Source organism: Bradyrhizobium sp. Y36 (genome assembly GCF_002531575.1).
Lineage (GTDB): Bacteria > Pseudomonadota > Alphaproteobacteria > Rhizobiales > Xanthobacteraceae > Bradyrhizobium.
The window spans coordinates 20,552-39,868 of sequence record NZ_NWTI01000017.1 but is presented as its reverse complement, the minus strand read 5'-3'; the positions used below and the strand labels follow the sequence as shown (position 1 = coordinate 39,868).

Below are 19,317 nucleotides of genomic sequence, written 5' to 3'. Positions count from 1 at the left end.
GCATGACCACCACGGCCCATATCGTGCTTCGCGACGTCTCGGTCACGTTCCCGGTGCTGACATTCCGCGACCGTTCGCTGCGCAGCCGGTTCGTCGGCGCTGTGACGCTGCGCCGGAAGCCGGCGGTCTCGCACATCGTCACGGCGTTGAGCGGGGTCAGTCTCGACGTCCGCGCCGGCGACCGGCTGGCCATCATCGGCGCCAACGGCGCCGGCAAGACCACGCTGCTGCGCGTTCTCGCCGGCATCTACCATCCGACGGCGGGGAGCATCGACGTGCTCGGCCGCTGCCTGTCGTTGTTTGATCTGTCAGCCGGGTTCGACGAGGAAGCGACCGGCTACGAGAACATCATGCGGCGCGGCCTCGTGATCGGCGCGCGGCGTGCCGAGATCGACGCGCGGCGCGCGGAGATTGCGGAGTTCACCGAGCTCGGCGACCGGCTCGACCTGCCGCTGCGCACCTATTCCAGCGGCATGATGCTGCGCCTGATCTTCGCGGTCGCGACCGCGGTCGAGGGCGAGATCGTGCTGCTCGACGAATGGATCGGCGTCGGCGACCAGCGGTTCCGCAAGAAGGCGCGGCAACGGCTGGACGAGATCGTTGCCCGCGCCGGCATCCTGGTGCTCGCCTCGCATGACATCGAGCTGATCCAGAGCACCTGCAACCGGGCGATCTTGCTGGAGCAGGGCAGGATCATCGCGGCCGGCGCAACCGATGCGGTTCTCGCGCAATATTTGGCGGGGGCCGGGGCGAAGAAGGCGTAGCCGTCCACAACGAGCCCCGCTGATGCGGCGTCCGGTCAAACTCGGACGAAGGCAGTTGCCTAAGCCATTGATCCCCTATATTGGTCCGGCCTTACGGGGCCACGTGGCGGAGTGGTTACGCAACGGTCTGCAAAACCGTGTACACCAGTTCAATTCTGGTCGTGGCCTCCATCACAAATCTCTGATTTTCCAGCACAATTTGATCCGCGCTTGGACTCGGTGCCGCGGTGCGCGGGTGCTTGCCGCGAGCTGCGCGGCGGCGCGGTCACCGGGTTTGCCCGGGGCCGGCTGGAAACCTCCGATTCAGGCTCACTGGCATAGAGTTCGCATCTGCGAAGTGATGCAACTCGTCACCCGAGCACTGGAGCCACAAATGGGCGACATCGTCCGATTTGTCCCGAAATCCGAGCTGGAGCGGGCTCGTCTCATTCGCGAAGCCCGCGCGATCTACGACAGCATCTTTCCATCGGCAGTACCCGACCGGGCGACGCAGGATGGCGAGGAGCGCGTCAAGACCTGATCGTCGCCGCGTCGCGTTTGCAACGTCGGCCGGACGGCACGACGCCCGCGAGACGGTCGGTTCGGCTCACCGTGAAATCAGCCCTCAGCAGGCCGCGTACCAGCCGTCGGGAAACGGCAGGAGGGGCCAGGCGCCCTCATTGTCATTGGCAGCCATCGGAGTTCTCCTCGGTGTCGCCTCGAGGCTCCACGAGCGCGGCGCGAACTCCTGCTCCGAAGCGATAGCGAAATCGTCGATGACCATGGCGTCCCGGACGGCATCCAGCAGCAAATTGAATTCGGCTTCGCTTCTCATCGCACCCTCGCAAAACGCGGTTGGCGCAATGTCGCAAAGCCGGTTTGTCACCCGATTGAGCCGATCGTTCGCATTTTAACGATCCGGCGATCGGGCCTCGATTGGTTAGCAATCTCTAAAGAAGTCCCTTCGGGAACCTACGTTCCTCCCGACGACGCCGAGTGTGAAAGAGATCACATCTTCCGCGATTTATTCCTCCTACCCCTTCGCACAACACCGGCCGCCAGGGCCGGGAGGCGGGCAGGGCAGACAGGAGACTGGTCATGAAGGCGAGGTTCTTGCGGTTTGCGGGTGTGAGAAGCCGGGCGCGTCGCGCCTCCACGGTCGGGCTGTTCCTGACGTTGTTTGCCTCGGCGGCGCACGCGCAGGGCACGGCGGAGCAGCGCCGGGCCTGCACGCCCGACGTCTACCGGCTCTGCGCCGGCGAGGTCCCGAACGTCCGCGCCATCACGGCCTGCCTGCGCCGCAACCGCGCCAGTCTGAGCGAAGCCTGCCGCACCGTGTTCGACCAGGCCGGGGGCTGAACGACCTGTGGGTTTGTGCGCAGCAAGTCGTCTGACCGACTGACGAATTCGCGATTCCGGCGCTGTGGATATGCTGCGGACAGGCTGTGGATCGGCAACGGCTCGTGAAGCCCGAGGCGAGTGAGGCAAGACCGTCATCACCTCAGACTGCGTCGTTGCGCGCGGAGCGAAGCAATCCAGAGTGCTTCCGCGGGCGTGGCTCATCCAACTCGGCCCAGACTGTTGCCGAACGCTCCCCGCATTTCGTCTCAAATTGCAACCCGCGCGTGCAAGAAGTCTTGATCGGCTGTGATCTAGGGGTGAGTGCCAGGCTTGAACGCCGCTCCGGGCCCCGACGACTAATCGATAGCGTGCATGAGGATCAGGGAAACGTGATCAGGCTTCCACTTCCTAAAGCACCAAAATGGTGCTTTAGTGCTTTCCATGAGCCAGTCGTCCCGAAACGCGCCATCTGCGCTGCGTTACAGGCTTGCCCCTGACCCGGCCGCCAAGGCCGCCCTGGAGGCGACGTTCGGGGCCTATGACCGCATGATGGAAATCCTCGATGAGGTCGCGCGGAGCCACAACATCGGGTCCAACGTCGTGCTGCTGCATGCTCACGCCTATGAGCCGATCCGCAAGGCAACCGCTCTGCCCTCGCGCCTGGTGACGCTCGGCCTGCGCGACCGCGCCGACTATCGCGCGGCGCAGGGCCGCCGCCTGCCGCTCGACGACAAGCTCGCCAAGATCAAAGGCCCCGCGACCATTTCGATTGCGACCGTGGAGGGGCGCTTCAGCGTGCCCTTCGACTATGCCGGCTACGCCGAAGGCTGGGGGCAGAGCGTGCCCGCGCGCCTCGTCCGTACCGAAGACGGCTTCGAAGTTCACTACGGCGTCACGCCGAACACTCTGCCAGAGGAGGAGAACGCTATGGATACCATCGCTGCCGCCCCCGACAATTTCCTGTCCCGGGTCGGACGTCTCATCGCCGGAATCGCCTACGACGCGATCGAGCAGGCGGAGGGCAAGAACAAGCTGACGGTGGTTGGCCAGGCCATCCGCGAGATCGAGCGGGCCGAGAGCGAGGCGCGCGACGCGCTCGCCGCCGCGCGGGCCGAGGAATACCGCCTCAATGCACGCCGCACCGAGATCGAGCGCGAGATGGCGGATCTCGCGCCGAAGATCGAAGGGGCGATCACGGAAAATCGCGACGACCTCGCGCGTGCCGGCATCGCGCGGCAGATGGATCTGGAGGCGCAGTTCGAGGTGCTCTCCCGTGCCATCGACGAGAACAACGAGAAGATTGAGCAATGCGTCACCTCGCTGCGAGCCGTGCTGTCGGCGCTCCAGGATGCCGAGCAGCGCCGCGCCGACCTCGAAAAGAGCGAGGCCACCGCAAGCCGTCAGGTCTCGACCTCGTCCCGCAAGCCAGGCAGCGCGTCTGCGGCGGCGAAGGCGCTGCGGGCGGGCAGGGCGGTGGCGCGTGCCATCGGCGTGCCGCCGGGCATCCCGTATTCGAGCGATATCGACGAACTCAGCGCGCTTCATCGCGACAAGGAAATTGCAGCGAGGCTGGCGCGGTTGAAGTCGCGCTCCTGAGTGCCGTGTCATGAGCGCATTGCTCGAACACGTCATGATGCCGGAGGTCCGGCCGTTCGCGATCGCGGCGGCCATGATCGTGATCGTCGGCTCGATCGAGGTGGTCTCGATGCTGGTCGGGGCTTCCTTGAGCGAGATGCTCGGCACCAACATCGATTTCGGTCATCCCAGCGACAACGGCGTCATCAACGCCATCTCCTGGATCAATGTCGGCGGCGTGCCGCAGTTGATCTTCCTGCTGCTGTTGCTCGGCGCTTTCTCCATCACCGGCTTCCTGATCCAGGACGTCGCGCGGATGGTGGCGGGGCCCTTGCCCGCGACGGTCGCCTCGGTCGGGGCTCTCGTGGTCTCGGTTCCCCTGGTGCGTGCCGCCAGCCGGGCCATCGCGCGGGTGATCCCGAAGGATGAAAGCTACGTCGTTGGCCTTGGGGATCTCGTCGGCCGCATCGGCGAGGTCGTCATCGGACCGCTCGACCAGGGGCCGCCCGGCAAGGTCAGCGTCGCGGACATCCACGGCAACCGCCATTTCGTCTGGGCGGTCGCCGCGCCGTCATCATCGCCCCTGCCGCAGGGAACTATGGTCCTGCTGGTCGATCGCGACGGCACCCGCTTCGTCGCGGTGAAGGCCGACGATGAACTCAAACCGTCCAAGCCCACTCTAAGCAGCTAGCAAGCCATTATCGGAGAAAGTCATGTTCGACATCGCAGTCCCGGCCATGATCGGCGTCGCGCTGATCGTCGTTCTCGGGATCGTCTTCACCATCCTCTACAAGCGCGCCACGCGCGACGAGGCCTTCGTGCGCACCGGCCTCGGCGGCAAGAAGGTCGTGCTCGATGGCGGCGCCATGATCCTGCCGATCTTCCATTCCTATGCCAGCGTCAATCTGAAGACGCTGCGGCTCACGGTGGAGCGCAAGGAGCGGGAATCCCTCATCACCAAGGACCGCCTGCGCGTCGACATCGTCGCCGAATTCTACGTGCGCGTCCGCCCCGATGAAGAGAGCATCGCGCTGGCGAGCCAGACGCTGGGCGCTCTGACCAACGACGCAGAGGCTCTGCGCAACCAGGTCGAGGCAAAATTCGTCGACGGCCTGCGTTCGGTGGCGGCGACCATGAGCATCCTGGAGCTTCAGGAGAAGCGTTCGGACTTCGTCAAGCACGTGCAGTCCACGGTCGAGTCCGACGTGAAGTCGAACGGGCTCGAGCTGGAATCGGTGTCGCTGACCAAGCTGGACCAGACCGACGTCAAGTTCTTCAATCCCGAGAACTTCTTCGACGCCGAGGGCCTGACCCAGCTCAAGACCGTCACCGAGACCCGCCGCCGCGACCGCAACGCGATCGTGCGCGACAACGAGGTGGCGATCGCGCAAAAGGACCTCGAGGCGCGGCAGCAGACCCTCGGCATCGAACGCACCAAGAAGGAAGCCGAGCTCTCCCAGGAGCGCGACATCGCCAACAAGACCGCGAGCACCCGCGCCGAGGTCGCGACCGCGACGCAGACCGCGCGCCTGACCGAGGAGAATGCCCGCATCGATACCGACCGGGCCGTCGCCGAGAAGGAGGCCGGCGCCAAGCAGGTCAAGGAGACCGCGGTGATCGAGTCGGACCTGGCGATCAACAAGCGCAGGACCGACGCCCAGCGCGAGATCCAGATCGCGACCCAGGAGAACGAGATCCAGATCGCGGCCAAGAGCAAGGAAACGTCGGAAGCCGTCACCGAGGCCAAGACAGCCGAGGCACTCGCGGTCTCCGCGGAGGAAAAGGTCGTGACCGCGCGCGCGGTCGAGGTCGCCGATCGCGCCCGTCTCACCCAGGTCCTGGCCGCGCGGACCGAGGCCGAACGCAAATCGACCGAGCTGATCGTCGCGGCCGAGGCCGAGAAGAAGGCCTCGCTCGACCGTGCGGAGGCCGTCAAGACGCTGGCCACCGCCGAAGCCGAATCCAACAAGATCAAGGCCGTCGGCGTGCGCAACATCGGCGAGGCGGAAGCGGCCGTCATCACCATGAAGAACGAGGCGCAGAACAAGCTCGGCGCCAACGTGATCGACTTCGAGATCGCCAAGAAACGGATCGAGACCATGCCCTTGGCGCTGGCCGAGATGGTCAAGCCGATCGGAAATCTCAAGGACGTCCGCATCCTGCACACCGGCGGCGCGTTCGGCGGCAGCGGGGCCGGTGGGGGCAACGTCGGCTTCGGCGAAGGCCTCGCCGGCGAGCTTCTCAAGGTGCATGCGCTGCGTCCGATGATCGACGAAATCCTGCGCCAGAGCGGCTTTGCGCCGGGCGACGATCCGGTGAAGGCGCTGGTCGGCGCCGTGACCGGCAAGAGCAACGGGGCCGCGATGCCGTCGCCGGCGCCGGAGAAGACAAACTCTGCCGATCTATGAATGCCCGTTCATTGCTGCGGAGAATTCGAAACGATAAACAGGCTGGGCGCGTCTCGCGTCGCGCAGACGTTCCGGAGTGCAGATCGATCGCGTTCTGAACCTTTCGATCGCGCTCCGGACGAATCTTGAGGCGACGCTTTTGATTGCCGCGGCGCCTGCGCCGATCGACGCCGGGCGCCGAGGCCTGTTTCGATCGGAGGATTTTCCCATGAAGTATTTTCTGTCCGGATTGATCGCGATCGGTCTGTCGATCGCCGCCATGCCGTCGTTCGCGGCTGACGCCCGCAACGTCACGGTCGTCAACGAGACCGGCTATGCCATCAAATTCCTCGGCTTCAACGCGCCGGACGACGGCCTGGACGAATGGGAGAACGAGCTCGACAAGGTCTTGCAGAACCAGACCAGCACCTATGTCGAGTTCGACGAGGACGATGAGGGCTGCGTCTGGAACATCCGCGTCGACTGGCAGAATTACGACGAGGCCGTGCTGTGGAAGAACGTCAACCTCTGCAAGATGACCGCGCTTCGGCTGCGCTACGACCCCGGCACCAAGACCACCTCGTTCCTCGCAGAATAGCCGCCGGCTGACATCGCCCGGAGGAGGGGCCGCTGAGGCCCTTCCTCAAGTACGTTCGGATGATGACGAATTCGTCCTTTGCAAGCGCAACCGGCTTTGTTATACGCAGCCCGCGCGAACGAATGGTTCGCCTTTTCCTCGGTAGCTCAGCGGTAGAGCATCCGACTGTTAATCGGATGGTCGCTGGTTCGAATCCAGCCCGGGGAGCCAAATCTTACCGCAAAATCAATGAGTTGTGATCGCGCTCTCAAGTGGCGCGCGATGTCGTTGCATTGATTTCTGAGCCGCGCGTTCGCGAATGCCCGCCCGGAATCATCTTCAAGCGGATGTGTGCACGGGCGCCGTCACGCCACGAGGGCGGCGCCAAATCGACTCAATTGAAATCGAGCCTTGGGGCGCCGGACCTTTACGGAGCTGATTCCCATGCGAGACATACAGGTCGACCGTTCGCACATGGCCCCCTCGATTCTGCCGGCCGACGTTCCCGAGCTGAGCGACGACGAATGCCTGGCCTGTCTGGCCCGTGCGGTCGAGACGCCCGATTCGGCGCGGCTGGACGAGGTCGCCGCTCTGATCGGCCGCCTCGCGGTGGCGATCGAATAATCCCTCCGGTCCCTGCAGCGGTAAGATGCGGAAGCCTTCGCCCGCAGGCGAACGGCCGTGTTGCGTTTTGGCCGTGCATGCTCCAAAGATGCCGCGAATTTCGTCCGCGGCATCGTCCGCATTGCAGGGTCCGCAAATGTCCGGTTTCTCGACCGCGCGCCTCAAAATGGTCGATGGCCAGGTGCGCACCAATGACGTCACCGACCGTCGTGTTCTCGATGCTATGCTCACGGTTCCGCGCGAGGCCTTCGTGCCGGCCAGCCGGCAGGCGCTGGCCTATCTGGATATCGACCTCGACGTGAGCGAGGGCACCGACAAGCGCTTCCTGATCAAGCCGCAGCTCACCGGCAAGCTGCTGCAGGCCGCCGAAATCGGCGAGGGCGACAACGTGCTGGTGGTCGGCTGCGCCACGGGATACCTCGCCGCGCTGGCCGCCAAGCTGGCCCGCCAGGTCACTGCAACGGAATGCGATTCGGCTCTGGCCGCGAAAGCCAGGGATGCCCTCGCGTCCCTGGGGCTTGCCAACGTCACGTGCAAGGCTGCGGCCTGCACCGAGGGCGATCCTGCCGGCGCTCCCTATGACGTGATCATCCTCAATGGCGCTGCCGAGGTGAAGCCGGAGGCGCTGCTCGGGCAGCTGAAGGAGGGCGGGCGTCTGGTGGGGGTATCAGCCGAATCCAGGCCGCCGCGGGCCATGATCGTGACCCGGACCCACGGCGAATTCGGCCATCGAACCCTGTTCGATGCCGCAGCCCCGGTCCTTCCCGGGCTCGAACGGGCGGCCGCCTTCGTCTTCTGACGGCCCAAATCCCGTTAAAATCCCGTTCTGAATCAGAAGTGTGGCCGGGATGCTGCACGTGAAGAGTTTCCACCGAGAACTACGCTGAGGTAGTTCCGTCGCGCCAATCCGCATCCTATGTTGCGGCGGGGCAACGACTCCACTCGGTAGACGGTAACCCAGCTCGCGGGCACGAGGTGGGCGTTAGAATGAACGGAATTTTTGGGATGCATGGGGTGAAGCTCTTCACCGGAGCTGCGGTTTCGGTCCTGCTGCTCGCGCTTGCCGGGCCGACGCCTGCCTTGGCCGATACGATCGAGTCCGCGCTGGTGCGCGCCTATCAGAACAATCCGCAGCTCAACGCGCAGCGTGCCCAAGTGCGGTCGACTGACGAGAACGTGCCTCAGGCCTTGTCGGGTTATCGCCCCACGGTCACGCTGACCGCGAGCGGGGGCTATCAATATCAGGACCAGCAGAGTTCGCTGTCCAGCGCGCCGTTCTACGGTGCCACTGCTCCCCGCAGCGTCGGCATCGGCGTCACGCAGACGCTCTACAATGGCAACATCACCGCAAACAAGACGCGCAACGCGGAGGCACAAGTTTCCGGTACGCGCGAAGCGCTGCGTGGCATGGATCAGACCGTCCTGCTGAGTGCTGCCACGACTTACATGGACTATCTGCGCGACTCGGCCACGCTCGAGGTCCAGCGCAGCAACGTGCGGGTGCTGGAGCAAACGCTGAAGCAGACCCGCGACCGCTTCAATGTCGGCGAAGTCACGCGCACCGACGTTGCGCAATCTGAAGCGCAGCTGGCGGCCGGCAGGACGCAGGCTCTGACTGCCGAAGCGAATCTCAACACCACCCGCGCCGCATTCCGTCGCGTCATCGGCAACGAGCCGACGAACCTCGCCCCGGGCTCGCCGGTTGATCGGTTCCTGCCCGCAACACTTGCCTCGGCGGTTCAACTCGGCCTCGTCGAGCATCCCGACGTCACGTCGGCGATGTACGGCGTCGACGTCAATTTCCTGCAGGTCAAGATCGCCGAAGGCGCGCTGCTGCCGACGGTTTCCGTGACGGCCCAGGCCCAGCAGGCCAACGAGCAGTCCTTGATCGCATACAGGGCCACCAGCGCGTCCGCGATCGCGTCGGCCAACTGGCAGCTCTATGACGGCGGCAACAAATATTCGTTGATCCGCCAGTCCAAGGAGAACCTGGCGCAGCAGCGCCTCAACCTCGAGAAGATCCGCGACCAGGTTCGTGCGAACGTCGTGCAGTTCTGGGGTTCGTTGCAGGCCGGCAAGGCGCAGGTGCAGTCCGCGCAGGCGCAGGTGACGGCATCCGAGATCGCGCTGAACGGCGTGCGCGAGGAGGCCAAGGCCGGTCAGCGCACCACGCTCGACGTGCTCAACGCGCAGCAGGCGCTGGTCAATGCGCGCGTTGCGCTGGTCACCGCACAGCACGACCGTGTCGTCGCATCCTACAACGTTCTCGCCGCCGTTGGCCGTCTGGCGCCGCAGGTGCTCGGCCTTGCAACCACGGTTTACGATCCCAGCGTTCACTACCATCAGGTCCGCGACAGCTGGGCCGGCGTGCGTACGCCTGACGGGCGCTGAAGTCCCGTAGTCGTCCGGTCGGCATCGCCGATAGCCGAAGCCGACCGGCGCTTTGCTTGCAATCGTCAAAATCCCTGACATAGCCTTGCCAAGACAATGCGGGTCGATTCGCCTCGCATTGCTGCCGTGTGCGTAGAGTTCGAGTACCGGGGGCGGGGGCGCACCGCTGCACGTTGAACCGTGATCTGGGGACAAGTCGGGGGGCCGCGACGAAAATGTCGGGCCACTCGTTGCGGAACCGGCCAATCCGGTCGTGCTTGGTGTAAAACAACGCATGCGAGGGCGTTGATGATGTGGAGTCGGAGATGACGCAGCCTGCAAAGGTCACAGAACCCTCGATGGAGGAGATTCTGGCCTCGATCCGGCGCATCATTGCCGACGATGAGGCCAAGCCGCCGCCGGCCGAGACTGCCAAGCCGGAGAAAGCTGCGGCACCCGCCGCGCCGGCAAAGCCGCAGGCGATGAACGACATCCCGCCGTCCAAGGTTGCACCGCCCAAACCCGCCGCCGAGAAGCCCGCGCCGGCCCCGGCCGCAAAGCCGGCACCGGCGCCAGCTCCCGCACCCGCGGCGGACGCCTCGCCCAACAGCCAGGACGACATCGATGCGCTGCTGGCAGGGCTCGATGCCGCCACGCCCGCGCCTGAGGTTCGTGCGCCCGAACCGGAGCCTGAGCCGGAGCCTGAACCCGACGTGCTCGAATTGACGGACGAGATGGCGATGGATCCCACGCCGCCTCCGCCGCCGCCGAGCTTCCGCAAGGTCGAGCCGCGCGACGATCTCGAATTCGCCGAAGCGCCGCCGCCGCGTCCGACACCGCCGCCGTCCTACGCGCCAGTCGATTTCGACGCCCCGCCGCTGCCGCCGCAGCAGCCCATGCTGGCGCAGTCGACGGTCTCGGCGGTCGAATCCGCCTTCAACTCCCTGGCCCATACGGTCCTCAGCAGCAACGCGCGGACGCTGGAGGATCTGGTCAAGGAGATGCTGCGTCCCATGCTGAAATCCTGGCTCGACGACAATTTGCCGGCCATGGTGGAACGCATCGTCAAGGCCGAAATCGAGCGGGTTTCGCGCGGCGGCCGCTAACCGCCCCTGCGGCCCCGATAAAGCCCTGCTCCTGCGGCATATTCGGCCTGCGGATAAGGCCGGAAAGCTGTCGCCGCTGAGCTTCCCGTTGACTTGACCCGCACACGCGGCTTTCTAGCGCCCATGATCGAGAAAAATTACCAGCCCGCCGATATCGAAGCCCGCATGTCCGTGGTGTGGGAGGACAGCCTTGCGTTCAAGGCCGGCCGTCCCGATCGTCGTGACGCCGTGCCCTTTACCATCGTGATCCCGCCGCCGAACGTGACGGGCTCGCTGCACATGGGCCACGCCCTCAACAACACGCTCCAGGACATATTGTGCCGGTTCGAGCGCATGCGCGGCCGCGACGTGCTGTGGCAGCCCGGCACCGACCACGCCGGTATCGCCACCCAGATGGTGGTCGAGCGGCAGCTGATGGAGCGCCAGCAGCCTGGCCGCCGCGAGATGGGCCGCGAGAAGTTTCTCGAGCGCGTCTGGCAGTGGAAGGCCGAAAGCGGCGACACCATCATCAACCAGCTCAAGCGTCTCGGCGCCTCCTGCGACTGGTCGCGCGAGCGCTTCACCATGGACGAGGGCCTGTCGAAGGCCGTCGTCAAGGTGTTCGTCGAGTTGCACCGCGACGGCCTGATCTACAAGGACAAGCGGCTGGTGAACTGGGACACCAAGCTGCTCACCGCGATCTCCGATCTCGAAGTGCAGCAGACCGAGGTCAAGGGCCACCTCTGGTATCTGCGTTACCCGATCGAGGGCAAGACCTTCAGCCCCGAGGATCCCTCGAGCTTCATCGTCGTCGCCACCACGCGTCCCGAGACCATGCTCGGCGACACCGGCGTTGCCGTGCATCCCGAGGACGAGCGCTATCTGAAGCTGGTCGGCAAAAACGTGATCCTGCCGCTGGTCGGCCGCAAGATCCAGATCGTCGCCGACGACTATTCCGATCCGGAGAAGGGCTCGGGCGCGGTTAAGGTGACGCCGGCGCACGACTTCAACGACTTCGAGGTCGGCAATCGCCACGGCCTGCGCCGCATCAGCGTGCTCGACAGGGAAGGCTGTCTCGATCTCGTCGACAACGAGGACTATCTGCGCGACCTGCCGGAAGGCGCGGCGCAATTCGCCGAGGAATTCCACAAGGTCGACCGCTTCGTCGCGCGCAAGCGCATCGTCGAACGGCTGGAATCGTTCGGCTTCGTCGAGCGGATCGAGCCGCACACCCACATGGTGCCGCACGGCGACCGCTCCAACAGCGTGATCGAGCCCTATCTGACCGACCAGTGGTACGTCGACGCGAAGACTCTCGCAAAGCCCGCGATCGCGGCGGTGCGCTCGGGCGAAACGTCGTTCGTGCCGAAAAACTGGGAAAAGACCTATTTCGAGTGGATGGAGAACATCCAGCCCTGGTGCATCTCGCGCCAGCTGTGGTGGGGCCATCAGATCCCGGCCTGGTACGGTCCTGACGGCAAGGTGTTCGTCGCCGAGACCGAGGAAGAGGCGATCAGCCACGCGCTCGGCTACTACGTCGAGCAGGAGGTCATCACGGCCGAGCAGGGCCGCGAGATGGCGCTCGACCGCAACAAGCGCGAAGGCTTCATCACCCGCGACGAGGACGTGCTCGACACCTGGTTCTCCTCGGCGCTGTGGCCGTTCTCGACGCTCGGCTGGCCCGAGGACGCGCCCGAGGTGCAGCGTTACTATCCGACCAACGCACTGGTGACCGGCTTCGACATCATCTTCTTCTGGGTCGCCCGCATGATGATGATGGGCCTGCACTTCATGAAGGAGGTGCCGTTCTCGACGATCTACATCCACGCCCTCGTCCGCGACGAGAAGGGCGCCAAGATGTCGAAGTCGAAGGGCAACGTCATCGACCCGCTCAACCTGATCGACGAATACGGCGCGGACGCGCTGCGCTTCACGCTGGCCGCGATGGCGGCGCAGGGCCGCGACATCAAGCTCGCCACCAGCCGCGTCGAAGGCTACCGCAATTTCGCGACCAAGCTGTGGAACGCCTCGCGCTTCGCGGAGATGAACCATTGCGTCGTGCCCGACGGTTTCGAGCCGGCGAAGGCGAAGGAGACGCTCAATCGCTGGATCGCGCATGAAAGCGCGCACACCACGCGTGAGGTGACCGAGGCGATCGAAGCCTACCGCTTCAACGATGCCGCAGGCAGCATCTACCGCTTCGTCTGGAACGTCTATTGCGACTGGTATGTCGAGCTCGCCAAGCCCGTGCTGCTCGGCCCAGACAGCCCGGCTAAGGACGAGACCCGCGCCATGGTTGCCTGGGCGCGCGACGAGATCCTCAAGCTGCTGCACCCCTTCATGCCCTTCATCACCGAAGAGCTGTGGGAGGTGACGGCCAAGCGCGATGGCCTGCTCGCACTGGCGCCGTGGCCGCTGAAGCCGGCCGAGCCGACGCCGGAACAGCTGGCGATGCTCGCGGCTGCCGCCGGGCCGACCGATCCGCTGGTGTCGCCGATGCTGGCCATGCCGATCTTCGACCACGCCGACTTCAGCGATCCCAAGGCGGAGGCCGAGATCGGCTGGGTGATCGACCTCGTCACGCAGATCCGTTCGGTGCGCGCCGAGATGAACATCGCGCCGGCGACATTGACAGCGCTGGTGCTTGCGGGCGCCTCGGCTGAAACGAGGGAGCGCGCGCCGCGCTGGACCGACGTCATCAAGCGCATGGCGCGCCTGTCCGACATCTCCTTCGCCGACCGCGCGCCTGACGGCGCGGTGCAGCTGCTCGTGCGCGGCGAGGTCGCCGCACTGCCGCTCAAGGGCGTGATCGACGTCGCCGCCGAGCGCACGCGTCTCGACAAGGAGATCGGCAAGGCCGATGCCGACATCAAGCGCGCCGAGTCGAAGCTGGCGAACGAGAAATTCGTCGCCAACGCGGCCGAGGAGGTCGTCGAGGAGGAGCGCGAAAAGCGCGAGGCGGCGCTGGCCCGCAAGGCCAAGCTGCTCGAGGCGCTGGAACGGCTGAAGCAGGCGTCCTAGCCTCGGTGTCATTCCGGGACGGCTCATAGAGCCGACCCCGGAATCTCGAGATTCCGGGTTCGATGCTGCGCATCGCCCCGGAATGACAGTCATTTCGGGAATGGCTTGCTCAAAAACTTCGAGCCCCTGACGCCGTAGCGCCAGGGCAGCTCGACCGCCTTGGTGATGCCGATCCGGATGCCGGTCGCGACCTCCACATCCTCCGTCCGGGCATGGAGCGCGATCGGGGGGCGGTCCAGCGGCAGGGTGTTGTGCGCGATGGTGATGCCGAGCGCCTCGGTCAGCTTGCCAGGACCGGAGCACAGCGCGTGCACCTCCTGCAGATGACGGCGGCGGCGCATCGCGGCGAGGCCATGCGTCGGTTCCAGGGCGCGGATCAGCACGGCGCTGGCCGAGCCTTCCTCCTCGCAGACGAAGTTCACGCACCAATGGATGCCGTAGGAGCGGTAGACATAGGCGTGGCCGGGCGGGCCGAACATCACCTGGTTCCGCGGCGTCTGCCCGTTGTAGGAGTGCGCCGCTGGCTCGGTATGATGATAGGCCTCGACCTCCACGATGATCCCTCCGACGCCGTCCACCAGCATGGTCGCGCCGATCAGGTCGGGCGCGACCTCGCGGACGTCGCGGTCGAAAAAGCTGCGCTTCAGCCGTTTGCCGAGGCGCGGGGATGGAGCCTTGGAGCTTGGAGCCATTCGAGGTGAGAATCGCCTGAGAACAGAGCAAGATAATGCCCATATCTGCCATGTTCCCTGAAGCGGTGCGAGCCGGGTTGCAGCGGGCAGGCAGACCGACTAGGTAGGACCTGAACAGACCGGACGGATCATGGTCGTTATTGTCGATACCATCGCGAACCCGCTGCGCCCGCGCCACCCTGAAAAGGTGAATCGCCCCGACTCCGCTTCGCCGCCGAAGCCGGACTGGATCCGTGTGCGCGCGCCCAACACCCGCGGCTACGCCGACACCCGCAACATCGTGCGGTCGAACGGCCTGCACACGGTGTGCGAGGAGGCGGGTTGCCCGAACATCGGCGAGTGCTGGGACAAAAAGCACGCCACCTTCATGATCATGGGTGACACCTGCACCCGGGCCTGCGCCTTCTGCAACGTCAAGACCGGCCTGCCGAATGCGCTGGACGCGGCCGAGCCGCAAAACGTCGCCGAAGCCACCGCCAAGCTCGGCCTTGCCCACGTCGTCATCACCTCGGTCGATCGCGACGATCTCGCCGACGGCGGCGCCGTGCATTTTGCCCAGACCATCCGCGCGATCCGCGCCGCCTGTCCCACGACCACGATCGAGATCCTGACGCCCGACTTCCTGCGCAAGGAGGGGGCGCTCGAAGTCGTCGTCGCCGCCAAGCCCGACGTGTTCAACCACAATCTCGAGACCGTGCCGTCGCGCTATCTGACAGTGCGGCCCGGCGCGCGCTACTTCCATTCGATCCGGCTGCTGCAGCGGGTCAAGGAGCTCGATCCCACCATCTTCACCAAGTCCGGAATCATGGTCGGCCTCGGCGAGGAGCGCCACGAGGTGCAGCAGGTGATGGACGATCTGCGCTCGGCCGACGTCGATTTCCTGACCATCGGGCAATATCTGCAGCCGACCCGCAAGCACCATGCTGTGATGCGCTACGTGCCGCCGGACGAGTTCGCCTCGTATGAGAAGATCGCCTACACCAAGGGCTTCCTGATGGTGTCCGCGAGCCCGCTGACCCGTTCGTCGCACCATGCCGGCGAGGACTTTGCGAGACTGAAGGCCGCGCGGGCAGCAACTGCGCGCTGAACCGCCATCTGAGCCACCATGCCCAAATTTTCGAGCAAGCGCCGTGTCAACCACAGCGCCTCCCAGATGTTCGATCTGGTCGCCGACGTCGAGCGCTACCCGGAATTCGTGCCGCTCTGCAGCGCGCTGAAGGTGCGCCAGCGCATGGCCAAGCCCGATGGCACCGAGGTGCTGGTCGCCGACATGACGGTGTCGTTCAAGCTGGTCAGGGAATCCTTCACCAGCCGCGTGACGCTCGATCGCGCCAATCTGAAAATCCTGGTCGAATATCTGCAGGGTCCCTTCAGCAATCTCGAAAACCGCTGGACGTTCGAGCCCAAGGGTGAGGACGTCTGCGACGTCGGTTTCTTCCTGTCCTACGAATTCAGGAGCCGCATGCTGGCGATGCTGATGGGCTCGATGTTCGACGCCGCCTTCGCGCGTTTCTCGACCGCGTTCGAGAAACGGGCCGATGCGATCTACGGGCGGCCGAAGCTGGCGTCGACGTAGGTAACTCTCGTGTCCCGGACGCGCTGCAACGCCCTTCGCGTTGCTGCGCAGAGCCGGGACCCACCCCGCACGAACATCTCGGAGAGATGGGCCCCGGCTCTGCAGCGCGCCGCCGAAAGGCGCTGCGCTGCGTCCGGGGCACGAGACCTTGCTCAATCCACCGCCTTCACCACGTCCGGCGGCTGCGAGGCGTAATACGCTGCGGCCGCCTCGATCTCCTGCGGCGTCATCGCGCGGGCGATGTTGCGCATCTGCTGGCTGATGTCGTTGCGGCGCTCGCCGGAGGCGAAGGCCTGGAGCTGCGCCTTCATGTAGGCCTCGGATTGTCCCTCCAGCCACGGGCTGCCGGTCTTGTTGTCGAGGCTGCCATGGCAGGAGCCGCAGGGCGCGATGCCGCGCATCGGCGCGCCGTAGATGACGATGTTGGGCTTTGGCAGCTGCGGGGTCGGGTGATAGGCCGGAAGCCGCGGCAGGTAGGCGTAATAGTTGGAGAGATCGGCGATCTCCTGGTCGGTCAGGTTGACTGCGAACGGCGACATCACGGCATTGGTGCGCGCGCCCGAGCGGAAATCGTGCAGCTCCTTGTAGATCACGGCGGCATACTGGCCGGCGAGATTGGGCGAGTCCGCGCGGCTGACGCCGGTCGGGCCGTGGCAGATCGCGCAACGCTGCGCCAGCGTGGCGCCGCGGCCGATCGCCTCCTGGCTCGGGCGCGACAGCGTGTTCGAGGTCAGCACGACCTCGGACAAGCGCTTTGCCTGTTCGGGCGCCGTGACGTTGGCCGAACGCTGCGGCACGCCGGCGGCGCTACAGATCGCGTCCCAGACGCCCGCGAACTGAACCCAGGGCTGCGCGAAGGGCAGCACGATGAAGCCGGCGATCGCAGTCACGGTCAGGATCGCCGCGGTGATGCCGACGCCGATCCTGAAATGGCTGTTGCGGAGGGTGAAGAGGTCGCGCGTGCTCATCACTGCGCTCCCACATAGACGGCCGGCACCGAGGTGCCCGAGCTCAGCGCGAGATTCAGGATCGGATAGCCGTAATTGGTGAGCGTGAGGCCGATCATCAACGCCACCCACAGCGCGTGCGTATTGAGCGCGACCGGCACCGTCTTCGGCTCATGCACGGCGAGCGCAAAGCGGTAAGGGCCGGCATCGGTCTGAGGCGCACGCATGCCGCGGGCGAGGATGACAATGAACATGATGCCCGAGGCCAGCAGGACGAAGCCGCCGATCGCCGAAAGCGTGACCGAGAGCGCCTGCGGCGCGATGGCGGGATCGCCGAAGTCGAAATAGGCCATGCGGCGCGGCATGCCGAGAATGCCGACCCAGTGCCATGGGAAGGTGGTCACGATCATGCCGATGAACCACAGCCAGAGCTGGGTACGCATCAGCCTGACATCGATCAGCTCGCGTCCGGTCAGATGCGGCCACAGATCATAGGCAATCGCGAAATACATGATCACGATGGCGCCGCCGAAGATCAGGTGGAAATGACCGGTGATCCACTGCGTGTTGTGGATGGAGGCATCGAGCTGATAGCTCATGTTGATGAGGCCGCCGGCGCCGCCGAAGCCGAGCATGACGAACGAGAACGCCAGCGCCAGCATCATCGGATTGTCCCAGGGCAGGGCCCTGATCCAGCCGAACATGCCGCGGCCGCCGCGCACGCGCGCTGCGATCTCGACCGAGGCGCAGATCGTGAACACCGTCAGCAGCGTCGGCAACGCCACCAGCGCCGTGAAGGCCGAATGGATGAACTTGAAGCCGGCGCCGACCTGCGGATCGGCGAAGGTGTGGTGCATGCCGATCGGCATCGCCACGACCAGGAACAGGATGAAGGAGATCCGCGCCATGCTGTCGGAATAGACCCGTCCGCCGATCGCGCGCGGCACGATGGTGTAATAGGCGATGTAGGTCGGCATCAGCCAGAAATAGACGATGGCGTGCAGCGTCCAGGAGAAGAACACGCGCGCAAGACCGGCATCGATGGTCGCTTTCAGGCCTGCGGCGACCGGGATGATCTGGAGCAACAACTCGAGCGCGGCGCCGACGGCGGTCCAGGCCCACAAATAGGAGCCCGCGACATTGGCGAACATGGCGAGCGGCACCGGCGCACCGGGATTGGCCTTGCGCCAGACGCGCAAGTTGATCGACATCAGCGCGACCCAGATCCACGAGCCGACCACGACCAGGACGACGCCGAGATAGTAGAAGACGTTGCCGATCAGCGGCGGATAGAACGTGTAGAGCACCGAGGCGCGGCCCAGCGCGATCGGGATCACCGCCATGACGCTGCCGATGACGATCAGCCAAAATCCGGCCCAGGCCCAGCGCACGCCGACCAGGCGCTGCTGCAGCGCGGATTCGCTGATGGCATAGCCGAAGCCCATCGCGACCAGCGTCGGGAACACATAGCCCATCACCGTGCCGTGCGCGGTCAGTGAGCGGTAGTAGAGCTCCGGGTTGGACAGCCAAGTGCCGATCGGGCTGCGGATGAACATCTGCCAGGCGCCGAGCGTCAGCGCGATGCCGAACACCGCGAAGGCCAGCCAGAAATGGGCGAGGATGAGCTTCCTATTGACCAACACAGCTCAGCCTCCCGCCGCCCTTCGCGCGGTTCGCAAATTCGGTCTTGTCGATCACCTTGACCTTGCCCCACATGCCCTCGTGGCCGAAGGAGCAGAACTCCTGGCAGGGCATCAGATAGTCGCCGGTCCTGGTGAAGCGCATCAGCTGCTCCGAGATGTAGCCCGGCACCAGCATGGTGTTGACGTTGGTGCCCTGGATCAGGATGCCGTGCACGACGTCGGCGCTGGTGGCGCGGAGCGTGATCGGCGTGTCCGCGGGCACCAGGATGCAGGCCGGCGTGAAGGAATATTGCTGGCCGATCGCGCGGACGGTGACAGCGCCGCTGGCCTCAAGCACGCTGCCGAGATTGCTTTCGACGAACTCGCCGGAGAGATGGATGCGCGAGGGATCGATGGTCTCGACACGCGGCTGCGGCATGGTGGCGCGATGAATGCCGGCGAAGGCCGCTAATCCCGCCATCACCACGATGATGATCACGGCAATGGTGGCCCAGCGCCGCTCGACGCGGGCCGCCACCTCGGCACTGGCGCTGCCATGGGTGTCTTGCGCGCTCATTGCAGCGGCCCACGCGGCAGGAACACGAACAGATAGAAGGCGAGCCACATCGCGACCACGCAGGCCGTGGCGATGCCGGCGAGCAGAAGCGCGCCGGACGGGCCTTGCGCGACGACCTCCTCGACGGCCTGGTCGGCGGCGGCTGGGCTGGTCGGCGGATCGGAATTGATCATGTGATGC

General features: G+C 65.3%; 20 protein-coding genes and 2 tRNA genes. 16 read left to right on the top strand and 6 right to left on the bottom strand.

Going from position 1 to position 19,317, the window contains the following annotated elements:
• The first annotated feature begins 2 nt into the window (after nt 1-2).
• The 3 genes from CO669_RS24945 to CO669_RS36135 all read left to right on the top strand — a co-directional run bounded on the left by CO669_RS24945 (nt 3) and on the right by CO669_RS36135 (nt 1,284).
• Nucleotides 3-764 (top strand): ABC transporter ATP-binding protein, encoded by a 762-nt coding sequence (locus CO669_RS24945; RefSeq protein WP_097662588.1) that lies wholly within the window; start codon nt 3-5, stop codon nt 762-764.
• Between the two features lie 97 nt (nt 765-861).
• A tRNA-Cys gene (locus tag CO669_RS24940) sits at nt 862-935 on the top strand.
• Nucleotides 936-1,137: 202 nt separating this feature from the next.
• Nucleotides 1,138-1,284, top strand: a complete 147-nt coding sequence (locus CO669_RS36135) for a hypothetical protein (protein ID WP_198964248.1) — start codon at nt 1,138-1,140, stop codon at nt 1,282-1,284.
• An 84-nt stretch (nt 1,285-1,368) separates the two neighbouring features.
• On the opposite strand, the gene CO669_RS24935 is transcribed toward CO669_RS36135, so the two are convergent.
• Entirely contained in the window at nt 1,369-1,578 is a 210-nt protein-coding gene (locus tag CO669_RS24935; protein ID WP_097662587.1) for a hypothetical protein, read from the bottom strand.
• 263 nt (nt 1,579-1,841) lie between these two features.
• Between CO669_RS24935 and CO669_RS24930 the strand changes: the two genes are divergently transcribed.
• The 11 genes from CO669_RS24930 (at nt 1,842) to CO669_RS24880 (ending at nt 13,723) form a co-directional block, all read left to right on the top strand.
• On the top strand, nt 1,842-2,102 hold the full coding sequence (locus tag CO669_RS24930; RefSeq protein WP_097662586.1) for a hypothetical protein: 261 nt from the start codon (nt 1,842-1,844) through the stop codon (nt 2,100-2,102).
• 414 nt (nt 2,103-2,516) lie between these two features.
• Nucleotides 2,517-3,680 carry a PspA/IM30 family protein gene (locus tag CO669_RS24925; RefSeq protein ID WP_097662585.1) on the top strand — a complete coding sequence of 388 codons (1,164 nt, stop codon included), beginning with the start codon at nt 2,517-2,519 and terminating at the stop codon, nt 3,678-3,680.
• Between the two features lie 10 nt (nt 3,681-3,690).
• Complete coding sequence (locus CO669_RS24920; RefSeq protein WP_097662584.1) at nt 3,691-4,350, top strand: OB-fold-containig protein; 660 nt, start codon at nt 3,691-3,693, stop codon at nt 4,348-4,350.
• A 22-nt stretch (nt 4,351-4,372) separates the two neighbouring features.
• Complete coding sequence (locus tag CO669_RS24915) at nt 4,373-6,067, top strand: flotillin family protein (RefSeq protein WP_097662583.1); 1,695 nt, start codon at nt 4,373-4,375, stop codon at nt 6,065-6,067.
• 208 nt (nt 6,068-6,275) lie between these two features.
• On the top strand, nt 6,276-6,644 hold the full coding sequence (locus CO669_RS24910) for a hypothetical protein (RefSeq protein ID WP_097662712.1): 369 nt from the start codon (nt 6,276-6,278) through the stop codon (nt 6,642-6,644).
• 135 nt (nt 6,645-6,779) lie between these two features.
• Nucleotides 6,780-6,854 (top strand) — tRNA-Asn (locus CO669_RS24905).
• 213 nt (nt 6,855-7,067) lie between these two features.
• Entirely contained in the window at nt 7,068-7,247 is a 180-nt protein-coding gene (locus tag CO669_RS24900; RefSeq protein ID WP_097662582.1) for a hypothetical protein, read from the top strand.
• A gap of 136 nt (nt 7,248-7,383) precedes the next feature.
• Complete coding sequence (locus CO669_RS24895; RefSeq protein WP_097662581.1) at nt 7,384-8,046, top strand: protein-L-isoaspartate O-methyltransferase family protein; 663 nt, start codon at nt 7,384-7,386, stop codon at nt 8,044-8,046.
• Between the two features lie 206 nt (nt 8,047-8,252).
• Entirely contained in the window at nt 8,253-9,638 is a 1,386-nt protein-coding gene (locus CO669_RS24890) for a TolC family outer membrane protein (RefSeq protein WP_097662580.1), read from the top strand.
• A 305-nt stretch (nt 9,639-9,943) separates the two neighbouring features.
• Nucleotides 9,944-10,723: a PopZ family protein gene (locus tag CO669_RS24885; protein WP_198964247.1), complete on the top strand. Its 780-nt coding sequence runs from the start codon at nt 9,944-9,946 to the stop codon at nt 10,721-10,723.
• A 123-nt stretch (nt 10,724-10,846) separates the two neighbouring features.
• Nucleotides 10,847-13,723 (top strand): valine--tRNA ligase, encoded by a 2,877-nt coding sequence (locus CO669_RS24880; RefSeq protein ID WP_097662578.1) that lies wholly within the window; start codon nt 10,847-10,849, stop codon nt 13,721-13,723.
• An 89-nt stretch (nt 13,724-13,812) separates the two neighbouring features.
• Here CO669_RS24880 and CO669_RS24875 read toward each other — a convergent pair whose 3' ends face one another.
• Entirely contained in the window at nt 13,813-14,415 is a 603-nt protein-coding gene (locus CO669_RS24875) for a DNA-3-methyladenine glycosylase (RefSeq protein ID WP_097662577.1), read from the bottom strand.
• A 130-nt stretch (nt 14,416-14,545) separates the two neighbouring features.
• Here CO669_RS24875 and lipA point away from each other — a divergent pair, with 130 nt between their 5' ends.
• Both lipA and CO669_RS24865 read left to right on the top strand, forming a co-directional pair.
• Complete coding sequence (lipA, locus tag CO669_RS24870) at nt 14,546-15,502, top strand: lipoyl synthase (RefSeq protein WP_097662576.1); 957 nt, start codon at nt 14,546-14,548, stop codon at nt 15,500-15,502.
• 18 nt (nt 15,503-15,520) lie between these two features.
• The gene (locus tag CO669_RS24865; RefSeq protein WP_097662575.1) at nt 15,521-15,991 is read left to right on the top strand and encodes a type II toxin-antitoxin system RatA family toxin; all 471 of its coding nucleotides are present in this window, start codon (nt 15,521-15,523) and stop codon (nt 15,989-15,991) included.
• Between the two features lie 152 nt (nt 15,992-16,143).
• Here CO669_RS24865 and CO669_RS24860 read toward each other — a convergent pair whose 3' ends face one another.
• Genes CO669_RS24860 through CO669_RS36130 form a run of 4 tightly spaced genes read right to left on the bottom strand, consistent with a single transcriptional unit; the run spans nt 16,144 to nt 19,310 of the window.
• Nucleotides 16,144-16,959 carry a c-type cytochrome gene (locus CO669_RS24860; RefSeq protein WP_198964246.1) on the bottom strand — a complete coding sequence of 272 codons (816 nt, stop codon included), beginning with the start codon at nt 16,957-16,959 and terminating at the stop codon, nt 16,144-16,146.
• Nucleotides 16,959-18,581: a b(o/a)3-type cytochrome-c oxidase subunit 1 gene (locus tag CO669_RS24855; protein ID WP_097662573.1), complete on the bottom strand. Its 1,623-nt coding sequence runs from the start codon at nt 18,579-18,581 to the stop codon at nt 16,959-16,961. The genes CO669_RS24860 and CO669_RS24855 overlap by 1 nt, the downstream gene beginning before the upstream one ends.
• Nucleotides 18,568-19,137, bottom strand: coding sequence for a cupredoxin domain-containing protein (locus tag CO669_RS24850; RefSeq protein ID WP_097662572.1), 570 nt, complete (start codon nt 19,135-19,137; stop codon nt 18,568-18,570). Before CO669_RS24850 ends, CO669_RS24855 begins: the two co-directional genes overlap by 14 nt.
• The gene (locus tag CO669_RS36130; RefSeq protein WP_198964245.1) at nt 19,134-19,310 is read right to left on the bottom strand and encodes a hypothetical protein; all 177 of its coding nucleotides are present in this window, start codon (nt 19,308-19,310) and stop codon (nt 19,134-19,136) included. Before CO669_RS36130 ends, CO669_RS24850 begins: the two co-directional genes overlap by 4 nt.
• Nucleotides 19,311-19,317: the final 7 nt, after the last annotated feature.

Coding starts and splice junctions, on each gene's coding strand:
- CO669_RS24930 (WP_097662586.1), top strand. CDS start 1,842: ATGAAGGCGAGGTTCTTGCGGTTTGCGGGTGTGAGAAGCCGGGCGCGT.
- CO669_RS24885 (WP_198964247.1), top strand. CDS start 9,944: ATGACGCAGCCTGCAAAGGTCACAGAACCCTCGATGGAGGAGATTCTG.
- CO669_RS24935 (WP_097662587.1), bottom strand. CDS start 1,578: ATGAGAAGCGAAGCCGAATTCAATTTGCTGCTGGATGCCGTCCGGGAC.
- CO669_RS24875 (WP_097662577.1), bottom strand. CDS start 14,415: ATGGCTCCAAGCTCCAAGGCTCCATCCCCGCGCCTCGGCAAACGGCTG.
- CO669_RS24850 (WP_097662572.1), bottom strand. CDS start 19,137: ATGAGCGCGCAAGACACCCATGGCAGCGCCAGTGCCGAGGTGGCGGCC.
- CO669_RS24895 (WP_097662581.1), top strand. CDS start 7,384: ATGTCCGGTTTCTCGACCGCGCGCCTCAAAATGGTCGATGGCCAGGTG.
- lipA (WP_097662576.1), top strand. CDS start 14,546: ATGGTCGTTATTGTCGATACCATCGCGAACCCGCTGCGCCCGCGCCAC.
- CO669_RS24915 (WP_097662583.1), top strand. CDS start 4,373: ATGTTCGACATCGCAGTCCCGGCCATGATCGGCGTCGCGCTGATCGTC.
- CO669_RS24880 (WP_097662578.1), top strand. CDS start 10,847: ATGATCGAGAAAAATTACCAGCCCGCCGATATCGAAGCCCGCATGTCC.
- CO669_RS24945 (WP_097662588.1), top strand. CDS start 3: ATGACCACCACGGCCCATATCGTGCTTCGCGACGTCTCGGTCACGTTC.
- CO669_RS24865 (WP_097662575.1), top strand. CDS start 15,521: ATGCCCAAATTTTCGAGCAAGCGCCGTGTCAACCACAGCGCCTCCCAG.
- CO669_RS24890 (WP_097662580.1), top strand. CDS start 8,253: ATGCATGGGGTGAAGCTCTTCACCGGAGCTGCGGTTTCGGTCCTGCTG.
- CO669_RS24920 (WP_097662584.1), top strand. CDS start 3,691: ATGAGCGCATTGCTCGAACACGTCATGATGCCGGAGGTCCGGCCGTTC.
- CO669_RS36130 (WP_198964245.1), bottom strand. CDS start 19,310: ATGATCAATTCCGATCCGCCGACCAGCCCAGCCGCCGCCGACCAGGCC.
- CO669_RS36135 (WP_198964248.1), top strand. CDS start 1,138: ATGGGCGACATCGTCCGATTTGTCCCGAAATCCGAGCTGGAGCGGGCT.
- CO669_RS24910 (WP_097662712.1), top strand. CDS start 6,276: ATGAAGTATTTTCTGTCCGGATTGATCGCGATCGGTCTGTCGATCGCC.
- CO669_RS24900 (WP_097662582.1), top strand. CDS start 7,068: ATGCGAGACATACAGGTCGACCGTTCGCACATGGCCCCCTCGATTCTG.
- CO669_RS24860 (WP_198964246.1), bottom strand. CDS start 16,959: ATGAGCACGCGCGACCTCTTCACCCTCCGCAACAGCCATTTCAGGATC.